Consider the following 12,865-nt stretch of genomic DNA (forward strand, 5'->3'; position numbering starts at 1 on the left):
AATTTAGATTTTTTGTAAAGATATCATTTGAAGATGACAACCAATAATAAATATTTTAAAACCAATAAAGCGACTTGGAACGAAAAAGTAAAGGTGCACGCGAAAAGCGCTATGTATAATTTGGAGGAATTTAAAAAAGGAAGAACATCTTTAATGCCTTATGAATTAGATGCTTTGGGTGATGTAAAAGGAAAATCGCTATTGCATTTGCAATGTCATTTTGGGCAAGATACGCTGAGTTGGAGTAGGATGGGAGCGACCTGTACCGGTGTAGATTTGAGTGACGAAGGCATTAAATTAGCACAAGAATTAAATAAAGATTTGAAGCTTGATGCTGAATTTGTGTGTTGTAATGTTTTGGATACGTCGGAGTTTGTAAAAGATACTTTTGATATTGTTTATACCAGTTACGGCGTTATTGGCTGGTTGCCAGATCTAAAACCTTGGGGCAAAATGATAGCGGAGCGTTTAAAAAAAGGCGGCACGTTTTATATGGTTGAATTTCACCCGATAGTTTGGATGTTCGATTATTTGGAAGGCAAGCCCATTATGACATATGGCTATATGCAAAACGAGGTTATTTACGAAGAATATGAGGGCACTTATGCTAATCAAAATTCAAAAATGATTAGTAAGGAATACGGATGGAATCACGGGTTGGGCGAAGTGGTTTCGGCTTTAACCGAAGCGGGTTTGCATGTGGAATATTTAAAGGAACACGACGAAAGTCCGTATAATGTGTTGCCAGATTTAATTGAAACCGAAACAGGCTTGTTTGTTACCAAAGATAAGTTGTATCCTTTGATTTTTGAGTTGAAGGCTAGTAAGGTTTAAAGTGATTATTCTATGGGTTTTGTTTAATAGTCTCGTATAACCTTCAGTTACGGGTTAAATTAAGGTATATTTTCGGTTTAGCACAGACGTTAGCAATTTCGAGTGGATTCGGACGTAGTCGAATCCGGGGTATTGCGGTTATACATTGTTGTAGCACTTTATTTATAGTCATATTTATTCCGCCAAATATCCTCTCCTTTCAAAAAGTCAAGAAGTATTTCAGTCATTTGGTCAACCGTTTCCAAGGGCTTTACCAATAGAATATGGTCGTTATCAGTCACAAGTCCAGAAGCTAATCCATCATCTTCTAAACTTCCACCAACGTCCAAAGCTTTATATCCATCCACATTTTTGTCTTCCAATTGCACAATGTGAAATTCATTCCAATTGATTGATTTCATTGTGCTTTTTATTATTTCAGTTGTTGCCTTTTTAGTTATAATTTTTGTTTTTTCTCCGTAGTCGTAGGTGACAACGAGTTTTAAATCTCGCTTTTCTTGTCGGATTTCACTTTTCTGTATTTCAGTCCTGTTTTCAGCAATTTCGGATGTTTTAGATTTCCGGTTTGAATTCCAACTTATCAATACAATTATTCCAATTAATGCTAAAACTCCGAAGATTATGTAGGTATTCATTCTGTTCATTTGAGTTTTTTCGTAATGTGCTACAACTTGTTATATAGTAACTTTTATTACTCATACCCCGTAAATATAATTAATTTTTTGTAGGAAAAAGGAAAAAGTTTATTAGTTTTAGTGATGATGGGATGTCAATGATTTAAAATTCTGAAACAAGTTTAGAATGACATACATATTAATGATTTTCTTTCAAAAACTCTTTGGGGAAATTAGCCTTAAACCTATTTAATCTGGGAATAGATACATTTTTAATATACGGATGGTTTGGGTGCAGCTTTTCGTAATTTTGATGATAATCTTCGGCCACCCAAAACTTTTGAAATGGGTAGACTTCGGCGGCAATTTTGGCATTTAATTGTTTTGCCAAGTCTTCTTTCTTTTTTAAAATGATTTGTTTTTGCTCGTCGTTTTGATAAAAAATAATCGAGCGGTACTGCGAGCCACGGTCTGGACCTTGTCCGTTTACCTGCGTAACGTTTTGCGATGCAAAATACACATCCACCAGGGTTTTAAAACTTACCACTTTGGGGTCGTAAATAATTTCGACGGCTTCGGCGTGACCGGTTCTTCCGGTGTTACTTGATTCGTAGGTTGGGTTTTTTGTATGGCCGCCAGCATATCCCGAAATGGATTCGTCAACGCCTTTTACACTTTCGTAAATAGCCTCGACACACCAAAAGCAGCCACTTGCAAAATAGGCGTGTGCTTTTCCGTTTTTTAATGGAACTTCAACGGGTTCGGCATTAATTATGGCTTGTTGCTTTTTGTTGACCTGTGCTGTGTTTTGACAACTGAACAATAGGGTTATTGCCAATAATGGGAGAATGTGTTTCATAACTTCTTTTTTCTTTTTCAATAGACGTATAAAGTTACGAAACCTTAATTGTTTTAGAGAGAAAGTTGTTTTAAAACGTTTGATTTCGTGAATTGATTTGGGGCTTTGCACGCTGCTAATTTTATTTTATGTCATAAATGTTAAACGTGAAACCCTAAATTCTGAACCCTAAACTTTGAACCCTGAATTTGGAATTAACGCCTGAGTTTCCCCTCCTTGGAGGGGATTAAGGGGTGGGTTTTTAACATGGGACTTTAATCTTTAATTTACTTATTTACTAAGTAGAGATTAAACGATTTGTTTGGTAAACGATATCGAACCCAATTATCAAATACGTTAACTGTCTGCGGACTGGTTACTGCCAACTGCAGACTGCCCCGCGTTAGGGATTGAAGTGAAAAGCCCACAGCGAGGCAGGAGCGAGGACTTGTAGCGGAAAGCCCGACCCGATAGGGTAACGCCCAAATTGCGCATAAAAAAAGCCTTCGGGAATGAAGGCTCTTTACATTTATGTTTAAATTGGAATTAAAGTTTTGAAAACATTTTATCCATTTTTGCTTTTTGCTCTTCGGCCAAGGCAGCATCAACTAAAATACGCCCACTATGCTCGTCTGTAATGACTTTTTTGCGCGATGCGATTTCAACCTGAACTTGCGGTGGAATGGTGAAGAATGAACCGCCAGATGCGCCTCTTTCGATTGGCACAACCGCCAATCCGTTCTTTACGTTTTTGCGAATTCTGGTGTAAGCGGCAACTAGACGCTCTTCAATTTGCTTTTTGTAATCCTCGGATTTTACGATTAAGGCTTGCTCTTCTTTTTCGGTTTCTGCCAAAATAGCATCTAACTCACTTTTTTTGTGTTTTAAGTGATTTTCGCGCTCTTTTACACGCTCTTTGGTTTCGGCAATAACTTCTTTTTTCTGCTCTATTTGAACCTTAAATTCCTTTATATGCTTTTCGGCCAATTCAATTTCCAGTTCTTGAAATTCAACTTCTTTGGTAAGCGAATTGAATTCTCTGTTATTTCTAACGTTTTTTTGTTGCTCGCTATACTTTTTTATTAAGGCTTTAGCTTCTTCAATAAGGTTTTTCTTTGAAGAGATGTCGTTATCGATTACTTCTAAGCTTGCCATAAGTTTTTCTAACCTAATGTTTAGTCCAGCAACTTCATCTTCTAAATCGCGAACTTCTAACGGAAGCTCTCCACGAACATTTCTTATTTCATCAATACGAGAATCGATGAGTTGTAAATCGTATAAAGCTCTTAAGCGCTCTTCTACAGTTACTTCTTTCTTTTTAGCCATACTTTAAAAATACTTAACAGGATTGGTATTTGTGTTTGATAAAACGACTGCAAAATTACTAATTTTTTTTGTAAGATATGCTACTAAAAGATTTTTTGTGAACTGTTCGCTTTCATAATGCCCAATATCTGCCAAAAGTATGCGGTTTTCGGCCATAAAAAAATCGTGATATTTTAAATCGGCAGTGATAAAAGCATCGGCACCAGCGGCTTTGGCAGCTTGAATGGCAAAACTGCCCGAACCACCCAAAACGGCTACTGTTTTAATGGGTTTTTTTGGTAATGATGAATGCCTAATACACGCGGTTTTCATTTTGGTTTTTACATGATTCAAAAAGAGTTCCGCGGCCATAGGTTGTTTAAACTCACCAACCATACCCATGCCAATATTTTGGTTTTTATTTTCCAGGGTTGTAATTTCGTAAGCCACTTCTTCATAGCTGTGGGTTTTAAATAGCGCTTTAAGGATTTTTGATTCTAAATGTGTCGCGTAGGTAATGGTTATTTTGGTTTCCGCCTCGGTATGTAAAACGCCTTTTTCGCCAAGACTTGGATTTGAGTTTTCGTTGCCTTGGTACGTACCCAAACCATCTACATTAAAACTGCAATTGTTATAGTTGCCAATACTGCCTGCACCCGTTTCAAATAAAGCGGCTCTTAATTGTTCGGCCTCTTGTTTTGGTACGTAAGTGGTTAGTTTTTTTATGGTTTCGCTTTGCGGTATTAAAATCTGTTTGTTGGTTAATTCCAGCTGATTGCAAATCATATCGTTTACACCTTGAAGCGCATTGTCTAAAGCGGTATGTATGGCGTAAATGGCGATATCGTTTTTTATGGCTTTTAAAACCACGCGCTCCACATAATTTTTACCCGTGAGTTTTTTTAAACCTTTAAAAATAATAGGGTGGAAGCTAACAATGAGATTACATTTTTTTTCAATGGCTTCGTCAACAACGGTTTCAAGCGTGTCTAAAGTGACTAAAACACCCGTGATTTTTGCATTTTTGTCGCCCACCAAAAGGCCCACGTTGTCAAAATCTTCGGCGTAAGCCAAAGGTGCGAGTGCTTCTAAATGGTTTATGACGTCTTGAACTATCATTTTATTTTTGGTATGGATTATAAAACAAATATAAATATTATATTTTCGTAGCTGTGAAGCTAATTAGAAAAATATTATTCCCCCTTGTTCCTTTTTATTATTTGGTGACTTGGTTGCGAAATACATGTTATGATTGGGGTATTAAAAAATCTGAATCGTACCGTTTTCCTGTACTGTGCGTTGGTAATTTAAGCGTTGGTGGCACCGGTAAAACACCAATGATTGAATACTTAATCAAGCTGCTGAAAGATGATTTTAAGGTGGCTACCTTAAGCCGGGGTTACAAACGAAAAACAAAGGGGTTTCAATTGGCTGATGAAAATTCGACTGCTGAATCTGTTGGCGATGAGCCGTTTCAGTTTTACAATAAATTTGGAAACGATGTTATGGTTGCCGTTGATTCCGATAGAAAAAACGGGATTAAAAACCTGAGAAATTTAGAAGGTAAACCTGAAATTATTTTACTCGATGATGCCTTTCAACACCGCAAAGTAAAGGCGGGTTTTAATATTTTGCTTACTACTTACAACAACCCGTATTATTCAGATTTTGTGCTGCCAACCGGTAATTTACGCGAACCCAAAAGTGGTGCAAAACGCGCCCATGTTATTGTGGTTACCAAATGTCCGATTGATTTAGGTGATGTTGAAAAAAATGACATCTTAACTAAGATAAAACCAAAACCTTATCAACATGTGTTTTTCAGTTCGATAGTTTATTCAAACGAGGTGTTTTCAAATGATGCTTCAAAAAAACTTGAAACGCTATCAAACTTTACTTTGGTTACAGGTATAGCCAATGCCAATCCTTTGGTTGATTATCTGAAAAGCAAAAATTTAAAATTTGAACATTTCAATTTTAAAGATCATCACGAGTTTTCACAACAAGACATTCTTCATTTAGAAACACAACAGTTAATAATTACAACCGAAAAAGATTTTATGCGGTTAAAGCCGTACGAATCGATAAAAGACAAATTGTTTTATTTGCCCATAACCGTTGTTATAGACCGTGAAACCACGTTTAACGAATTAATCAAACAAGCAGTTAAGCACTCGTAGTCGTGTCTTTTTTAGAAGCCAAAGCGTTGTAAAGTTTTTTCTCAAACTCATCTTGTTTAAATGGTTTTGGAATAATATCGGTAAAACCGGCTTCTTCAAACTCTTGCATTTTATCTTCAATGGTTACAGCGGTTAACGCGAAAATGGTTAGTTCTTTATCAAAGCTCCTTACAATTTTAGTAGCCTCAATACCACTTATTCCCGGCATGTGGATGTCCATTAAAATGATGTTGTAATCGTTGGTTTTAATCATCTCAACGGCATCTTCACCGTTATCGATAATATCACATTTAAGATTCATTTTGGTAAGAATCTTTTTTGTAATCATTTGATTTATTTTATTGTCTTCAACCACCAAGATTTTAACATTGCTTAAGTCTATTTCGGTAGTGTTTCCGCTAAAGTAAGTTGGTGCTTTTTCCTTGGTTTCTTCTATGGCGGTGTATGTTAAAGGGATTTCAAAATAAAACGTGGAGCCTTTCCCCAATTCACTTTTTAAGTAAATATCGCCTTTTAAAATGTCTATTAATCCTTTTACAATGGAAAGCCCTAAACCTGTACCGCCATATTTACGGTTGATTTGTATAGAGCCTTGAGAGAAGCTTTCAAACATATGGTCTTGTTTTTCTTGGCTAATACCAATACCGTTATCCTCTACTTCAAAACGCAGTCTGTAGTTGTTGTTCTTTTGATCGATTTTGTAAACCCTAATCCAAATATCGCCATCTTTTGTAAATTTAATCGAGTTACCAATTAGATTTATTAATATTTGGGAAATCTTTAATTGATCTGCTATAAAGTTTTCGGGTAAATCGGTATCGTACTCAAAATGAATTTTGATATTGTTGTTTAATGCAGAATTGTTTAATGCCAAAACAATGTTGCTTATTTTCTTTTTAAGGTTGAAAGCTTCGGGCTCGATATCAACTTTATTGGCTTCAATTTTATTTATTTGAAGAATATCGTTAATAAACGTTAACAGATAATCACCCGAAAATTTAAGCGATTTTAAATGCTGGATCTGTTCGGGTTTTGGGTTTTCGTCTAATAGCATATTGCTTAAGCCCGTAACGGCATAAAGCGGCGTACGCAACTCATGGGTTACGGTAGATAAAAAGTTGGCCTTGGTTTTTGATGCTAATTCGGCTTTTTCCTTGGCAATAATAAGTTCCGCGTTTTTTTTATGCAGCATATTATTGGTTTTTAACCTGATGTTGTTGTTTTTGTAAAGCGATAGGGTTAATAACGATAATATAGTAATGAGCGCGACACTTAAAATGGATATTAGTGTGCTTAAATCGTTTTTGCTATTGGCTTCTTCTAGTTTTACCGCTTGTTTTTTGTTTTCTAAAATTTGATCGGTCATTAAATATTGAACCTTTTTATCTGGCGATAAATTGGCGCGTTTAACCGCTCTAAGCGAATCGGAAAGTTTTAAATGTGCTTCTAAAAAATCTCTTGAGGGTTTATAATTCCCAATATTTTTATTAATCTCACTTAAAATTAAATACCCTTCGTTTAAAATGCTGGCATAATTTTCGTTTTTTGCAATTTGAATGCCTTCGTTGGTGAATTCCAGTGCTTTTTCGTTATCACCTAAAGCGCTATAAATTTTTCCGTGGTTAACTAATCCGTTACTTTGGGTTTTTAAATAATTATGCTTTTTAGCGAGAACAATAGCCTGTTCGTTAAGTACCCTTGCTTTTCTAAAGTTTTTTAAACGCATATACGTTTCAGCTTCGCGAAGTAAAACCTCGCCTAGGCTTTCGCTCAATTCTTCTTCTTCAAATTTAGATTTTGCAGCTGTATATTGGTCTAAAGCTTGGTAATAATCTTCTTTTTTAAAGTAAATATCTCCAAAAGTTTTATAGGAATAACCAATGTTAACATTGTCGTTTATAAGGCGCTGTATATTTAATGCATTATTTAGCGATTTTATGGCATTGTCTTCTTCCTCAATTATAAGTTGTAGTTTACCCTGTATGGTATAGATGATCCCTTCACTTTTTTTGTGGTTAGCCTTTATTGCAATTTCTAAGGCCTCTTCAAGCTCTTTTTGAGCCTCGTAATAATTATAGTTTTCTATATCGTAATTAGCCTGTGTAATACGGTAGTTAATGTTGTTCTGAATAATTTCAGGGTCGTCTTCAACGGTGTTTTGGGCACAAACGCTGAGGCTTATCAACATTAAAATTGGATATATGTAGTTTTTTATCTGGAGCATTTTTATTCAATATTCATGACAAATATAATTATTTTGTCGATAAAAGAGTGTTTTTTTCCGATAAGTTGCATATTAGGTCAATAATTCTTTTAGAATATCCAGTTTCATTATCGTACCAACCTATGATTTTTACCATATTTCCAATTACGGATGTCATTTGGGAATCAAATATACAGGAATGTGTGTTTCCAACAATATCGATGGAAACTATGGGGTCTTCGGTATACTCTAAAATATTTTTATAGTGATGTTTTGAAGCTTCTTTGAATGTGCTGTTTATGGTGTCGATGGAAACTTCATTTTTTACATTAAACGTGATATCGGTTAATGAACCGTTAATAACAGGAACCCGAATGCCACAACCGCCAATAACGTTGGCAAGGTCGGGAAAAATTTTTGTTAACGCCTTTGCTGCCCCTGTTGTTGTTGGAACAATAGATTGACTTGCTGCCCTGGCCCGACGTAAATCGCGATGAGGTTGATCGTGTAAGCTTTGGTCTGTTGTATACGAATGCACCGTTGTTATGTAGGCTTGATTGATGCCACAAAGCCTGTCGATAATATCAATCATTGGTGCGGCATTGTTGGTGGTGCACGATGCGTTGGAGATGATGGTTTCGGTGCCATCAATAATAGTGTCATTTACTCCAACAACTATGGTTTTAATATCATCTTCAACGGGCGGCACAGTTAAAATTACACGTTTTGCACCATTGTTTATATGATGTTGTAAGTCGGTTTTAGTTTTAAATTTCCCTGAAGCCTCAATTACAAAATCAATATCAAAAGGCAACCAATCTATATATTTTGGATGATTGAAATTTAATAATGGGATGCTTCTATCATGTACAATAATGTGATTGTCATCAAAAGAAACCGTGCCATTAAAAAGCCCGTGTACGCTATCGTACTTAAGTAAATGATTTAAGGTTTTTGTATCGGCTAAATCGTTAATAGCGACAACTTGGATGTTTTTATGGTCTTGGAGTAGTCTAAAAACACGTCTGCCAATTCTTCCAAAACCATTAATGGCAACTCTAATCATATTAGTTTATATGTTTTTGAGCTTTGTAAGACGAACGTACCAAAGCACTGCTTTCTACATGGCGGAAGCCAAGCTCTAACCCAATATCTTCAAATTCTTTAAACTGATCTGGGTTTATAAATTGTTTTACGGGCAAGTGCTTTTTACTGGGCTGAAGGTATTGCCCAATGGTAACCACATCCACATGGTTTGCTTTTAAATCGTGAAGTGTTTCGATAACTTCTTCTCGGGTTTCGCCCAAACCAAGCATAATGCCAGATTTTGTTCTGCGTTGCCCTTGTTGTTTCAAATACTTTAAAACCCCTAAACTTCTATCGTACTTTGCTTGTATGCGCACCTCGCGTGTTAACCGTCTAACCGTTTCAATGTTGTGTGAAACCACTTCTGGTGCGACATCAATAATTCTATCAATGTGCTGTTCAATGCCTTGAAAATCTGGAATTAAGGTTTCTAAAGTGGTATCGGGATTCATTCGGCGCACCGCTTTCACGGTTTCTGCCCACATAATGCTTCCCATATCTTTTAAGTCGTCTCTATCCACACTGGTTAAAACAGCGTGTTTGATTTTCATGAGTTTAATCGAGCGTGCTACTTTTTCGGGCTCATCCCAATCCACCGTTTCCGGTCGCCCTGTTTTTACCCCACAGAATCCGCAGGAACGCGTGCAGATATTACCTAAAATCATAAAAGTTGCAGTGCCTTCGCCCCAGCATTCACCCATATTCGGGCAGCTTCCGGAGGTGCAAATGGTATTTAATTTGTATTTGTCTACTAAACTTCTCAGTTCGGTGTATTTTTTTCCTGTTGGAAGCTTTACACGAAGCCATTTTGGTTTAGCTTGACGTTCTGGTAGTATATTTGAAGCGGTATCTGTATTCATCTAATATCAAATTTCAATGTACAAAGATACAAAGTATCTATTAAAAGTATCTTATAAAGTGGTTAGAAACCAAATACTGAATCCTATTAAAAAAATGATGCCTAACCAACTTAAAACATGCAATTGTTTTGATGGTCGCCACGCTTTAGGCGTGTGCTTGCTCGAAATTAAAGTGTAATTTGCAATGGCATAAAAGGGCGCCGTTATAAACGATAAAATGGTGGCTATTTTTATAAGCAAGCCCATTTCTGATGCTAAAAAGAAAAAGATGGCAAGGGTGCCAACGGCCAATACAGCCATCCAAAATGTATAATTGAATTTTGAAGTGTTGTTAAAAAGTAATTGGGTGGATTTTTTCATGGCTCGTGGCGATGCGTCTAATGTGGTAAGCGTTGTACTAAACATGGTTGTAAATGCCGCAATACCAATAACAACATAGGCCCAATTGCCTAAACTCACGGTGTACATGTATATGAGTTGTCCAGAAAAAACACTCGCAGAATTGCTAAATGTTTCTCCGCTGTTAAACATTACTAAAGTGCCTAAAAACAAAAAACCAATACCTAAAACGATGGTGCTTAAATAGCCGACATTAAAATCGAATAAAGCCGATTTGGTATTGTAATTTTTGGTGTCTTTGTTTTTTTCGATGGCCCAAAGCGATTGCCAAACCGCAACATCCAAAGGCGCTGGCATCCAACCCATAAAAGCGATTAAAAAGGCTATTTCCAAAGCGTTTTCCGGGAGTATTTGTTTAATAGAAATAGGATTCGCGTTATCTATCAAAGCCATGGAAACCGCAATAATTGTACTTATGGTTAATGTGATGATTATAATTTTCATCAGCCTGTCGAGCAATTTGTACTTTCCAATAATCAATAAGGATAAACAAATAATTAAAATAATAACGGTCCAAATTTCTGTGCTGGTAACAAGTCGATTTCCAATTTTAAAAGCTTCAAAATCACCAAAAAGCGTGGATGCTAATCCAGCAGTTACAATGGTTACAGCTGCTTGAATTGTAAACATGGTGGCAATGTTTAAAATAAAGTAAAATGCCAAAACGAATTTTCCTAATTTATGGTAGCCGTCTAATAAGCTTTCTCCCGTTGCCGTGGCATAGCGCGGGCCAAATTGAAAAAACGGGTATTTAAACACATTTACCAAAAGTAAGGCCCAAACCAAGCCCAAGCCAAAATCGGCACCCGCACGAGTAGATTGCACTAAATGCGAAACCCCAATGGCGGCACCGGCAAATAATAAACCCGGACCCAGGTTTTTGAGTTTGCTAATCATTGCTTTTATTAATAATTTCAGCCAGCAACTTTTTAGCGCGCAGAAGTTTCACCTTTACATTGTTAATGGGTTCATTAAGTTCTGCTGAAATTTCTTTATAACTTAACTCTTGAAAATATCTTAAATTAATAATTTCTTGATAATGGGGTTTTAGCTTTTTGATATCCCTAAGCAGTTTAGCCAAATGTTGCTCGGTAATAAGCTTGTCTTCAGGTGAAGGCGATTCGTCTAAAACTTGAAAAGCATCGCGGTCGTTTTTGGAAATAACTTGGGAAATTGAGTTTTTTTCCTTCCGCAGTAAATCGATATGAATGTTTTTTGAAATGGTAATCAGCCATGTTTTAAATTTGTACGATTCGTCAAAGGTTTCAATTTTGTCAAAAGCTTTCGAGAATGTTTGAATGGTAATATCTTCGGCATCATTTTCATTCTCGGTACGTTTTAATTGAAACCCATAAACGCTATCCCAAAATACATCTAACAAATAATTAAAGGCCTTTTGGTCGTTTTTTTTGGCAAGTTTAATGGCTTTCTCTATTTCCAATGGTTAGGTTTTGAAACAAGATTGTTTATAAAGATAGTTAATTGCGCCATAATTAAAAAGATTTCCAAGACAGGAAAAAAGAATATGAGGTCTTTTTCATCCAGTTTTTTTGTTGAAAACCACATGGTGAAATACTGTACAATAATTCGGAATAAACACAACGAAACTACCAGTTGCCAATTAAATTGAAACGCTAATAATATGATGGTCAAAATCCAGAATAGAAAGTTGAAAACGTAAATTGAAGCCAATAAAACTTTATGGTTTTGTTTGTAGTGTTTGGCCGTGGATATGTGACGTCTTTTTTGCCTAAACCATGATTTGTATTGGGTTTCGGGATTAGATTTTGTAAAACTGTTTTTTGTAAAACAAATTTCGGTATTCGTGTTGTTGGCCGCTTCGTTGATAAACAAATCGTCGTCGCCCGATCGAATTTTCATGTGATTCATAAAACCACGAGCCTTAAAAAACTCTGTTTTGGTGTACGCTAAATTTCTACCAACGCCCATGTACGGCATGCCCATTTTTGCAAACGAAAAATATTGAATGGCTGTGATTAAGGTTTCAAAACGAATGAGTTTGTTTAAAAATGAATTCTTAATTTTTGTATACGCACCGTAACCCAAAACAATGGTTTTATCTGTGCTGAATTGCGAGGCCATTTCGGTAATCCACTGTTTTGAAACAGGCTTACAGTCGGCATCGGTAAATAATAAATGATTGTGCGTGGCGGCTTTTATGCCAAGTGTTAAAGCGTATTTTTTGTTGCCCCAAAACGCTTCGATGTTTTTTACATCAACTAATTTTAAGTTGTTGTGTTTTGATGCAAAAGCTTTCATAATGTTTAACGAGTCGTCTTGCGAGGCATCATTAATCAAAACAATTTCAAAATTATCATAATCTTGGGCGATAATAGAAGGAAGAAATGTTTTTAGGTTTTTGGCTTCATTTTTGGCGCAAACAATAACCGAAACGGGAATGTTTTTCGAATCTGTTTTTTGGTGTTTTAAAAATGCGAATCGTCCTAAAAAAAATAAATAATATATAACTTGAAAAAAAACTACAGCAATAAATGTGTAGAACAAAACGTCAAGAATACCCATGA

Annotated in this window: 12 protein-coding genes; 2 read left to right on the forward strand and 10 right to left on the reverse strand. The window is 36.0% G+C overall.

The genetic code is table 11. From position 1 onward, the window contains the following. Window positions 1-33: 33 nt before the first annotated feature. Window positions 34-834 (forward strand): class I SAM-dependent methyltransferase, encoded by an 801-nt coding sequence (locus tag RNZ47_RS10120; RefSeq protein ID WP_311939569.1) that lies wholly within the window; start codon window positions 34-36, stop codon window positions 832-834. Window positions 835-992: 158 nt separating this feature from the next. Here the strand turns inward: RNZ47_RS10120 and RNZ47_RS10125 are convergent, their stop codons facing one another. The 4 genes from RNZ47_RS10125 to RNZ47_RS10140 all read right to left on the reverse strand — a co-directional run bounded on the left by RNZ47_RS10125 (window position 993) and on the right by RNZ47_RS10140 (window position 4,710). Then, window positions 993-1,469, reverse strand: coding sequence for a hypothetical protein (locus tag RNZ47_RS10125; RefSeq protein WP_311939571.1), 477 nt, complete (start codon window positions 1,467-1,469; stop codon window positions 993-995). A 178-nt stretch (window positions 1,470-1,647) separates the two neighbouring features. Beyond that, complete coding sequence (msrA, locus tag RNZ47_RS10130) at window positions 1,648-2,307, reverse strand: peptide-methionine (S)-S-oxide reductase MsrA (protein WP_311939572.1); 660 nt, start codon at window positions 2,305-2,307, stop codon at window positions 1,648-1,650. 525 nt (window positions 2,308-2,832) lie between these two features. After that, window positions 2,833-3,612 carry a zinc ribbon domain-containing protein gene (locus RNZ47_RS10135; protein ID WP_311939574.1) on the reverse strand — a complete coding sequence of 260 codons (780 nt, stop codon included), beginning with the start codon at window positions 3,610-3,612 and terminating at the stop codon, window positions 2,833-2,835. 3 nt (window positions 3,613-3,615) lie between these two features. After that, complete coding sequence (locus tag RNZ47_RS10140; protein WP_311939576.1) at window positions 3,616-4,710, reverse strand: Nif3-like dinuclear metal center hexameric protein; 1,095 nt, start codon at window positions 4,708-4,710, stop codon at window positions 3,616-3,618. 53 nt (window positions 4,711-4,763) lie between these two features. Between RNZ47_RS10140 and lpxK the strand changes: the two genes are divergently transcribed. Further along, window positions 4,764-5,771: a tetraacyldisaccharide 4'-kinase gene (lpxK, locus tag RNZ47_RS10145; RefSeq protein ID WP_311939579.1), complete on the forward strand. Its 1,008-nt coding sequence runs from the start codon at window positions 4,764-4,766 to the stop codon at window positions 5,769-5,771. Here the strand turns inward: lpxK and RNZ47_RS10150 are convergent. From RNZ47_RS10150 to RNZ47_RS10175, 6 genes are read right to left on the reverse strand one after another with little or no spacing between them, the layout of a single operon-like run. Beyond that, a complete protein-coding gene (locus RNZ47_RS10150; protein WP_311939581.1) occupies window positions 5,758-7,995 on the reverse strand; it encodes an ATP-binding protein in 2,238 nt (745 codons plus the stop codon). The genes lpxK and RNZ47_RS10150 overlap by 14 nt on opposite strands. A 28-nt stretch (window positions 7,996-8,023) precedes the next feature. Then, window positions 8,024-9,040 (reverse strand): type I glyceraldehyde-3-phosphate dehydrogenase, encoded by a 1,017-nt coding sequence (gene gap / locus RNZ47_RS10155; RefSeq protein WP_311939583.1) that lies wholly within the window; start codon window positions 9,038-9,040, stop codon window positions 8,024-8,026. 1 nt (window position 9,041) lies between these two features. Beyond that, entirely contained in the window at window positions 9,042-9,920 is an 879-nt protein-coding gene (gene lipA, locus RNZ47_RS10160; protein ID WP_311939585.1) for a lipoyl synthase, read from the reverse strand. 51 nt (window positions 9,921-9,971) lie between these two features. After that, window positions 9,972-11,216 (reverse strand): NRAMP family divalent metal transporter, encoded by a 1,245-nt coding sequence (locus RNZ47_RS10165; protein WP_311939587.1) that lies wholly within the window; start codon window positions 11,214-11,216, stop codon window positions 9,972-9,974. Then, a complete protein-coding gene (locus RNZ47_RS10170) occupies window positions 11,209-11,760 on the reverse strand; it encodes an RNA polymerase sigma factor (RefSeq protein WP_311939589.1) in 552 nt (183 codons plus the stop codon). Before RNZ47_RS10170 ends, RNZ47_RS10165 begins: the two co-directional genes overlap by 8 nt. Then, on the reverse strand, window positions 11,751-12,863 hold the full coding sequence (locus tag RNZ47_RS10175; RefSeq protein ID WP_311939591.1) for a glycosyltransferase: 1,113 nt from the start codon (window positions 12,861-12,863) through the stop codon (window positions 11,751-11,753). The genes RNZ47_RS10170 and RNZ47_RS10175 overlap by 10 nt, the downstream gene beginning before the upstream one ends. Between the last annotated feature and the right edge of the window lie 2 nt (window positions 12,864-12,865).

Source organism: Hwangdonia seohaensis, assembly GCF_031932625.1.
GTDB lineage: Bacteria > Bacteroidota > Bacteroidia > Flavobacteriales > Flavobacteriaceae > Hwangdonia > Hwangdonia seohaensis.

Bases quoted from the DNA above. Each gene is read 5' to 3' on its own strand.
- RNZ47_RS10120 (WP_311939569.1), top strand. From the start codon at position 34: ATGACAACCAATAATAAATATTTTAAAACCAATAAAGCGACTTGGAAC.
- RNZ47_RS10125 (WP_311939571.1), bottom strand. From the start codon at position 1,469: ATGAATACCTACATAATCTTCGGAGTTTTAGCATTAATTGGAATAATT.
- msrA (WP_311939572.1), bottom strand. From the start codon at position 2,307: ATGAAACACATTCTCCCATTATTGGCAATAACCCTATTGTTCAGTTGT.
- RNZ47_RS10135 (WP_311939574.1), bottom strand. From the start codon at position 3,612: ATGGCTAAAAAGAAAGAAGTAACTGTAGAAGAGCGCTTAAGAGCTTTA.
- RNZ47_RS10140 (WP_311939576.1), bottom strand. From the start codon at position 4,710: ATGATAGTTCAAGACGTCATAAACCATTTAGAAGCACTCGCACCTTTG.
- RNZ47_RS10150 (WP_311939581.1), bottom strand. From the start codon at position 7,995: ATGCTCCAGATAAAAAACTACATATATCCAATTTTAATGTTGATAAGC.
- gap (WP_311939583.1), bottom strand. From the start codon at position 9,040: ATGATTAGAGTTGCCATTAATGGTTTTGGAAGAATTGGCAGACGTGTT.
- lipA (WP_311939585.1), bottom strand. From the start codon at position 9,920: ATGAATACAGATACCGCTTCAAATATACTACCAGAACGTCAAGCTAAA.
- RNZ47_RS10165 (WP_311939587.1), bottom strand. From the start codon at position 11,216: ATGATTAGCAAACTCAAAAACCTGGGTCCGGGTTTATTATTTGCCGGT.
- RNZ47_RS10175 (WP_311939591.1), bottom strand. From the start codon at position 12,863: ATGGGTATTCTTGACGTTTTGTTCTACACATTTATTGCTGTAGTTTTT.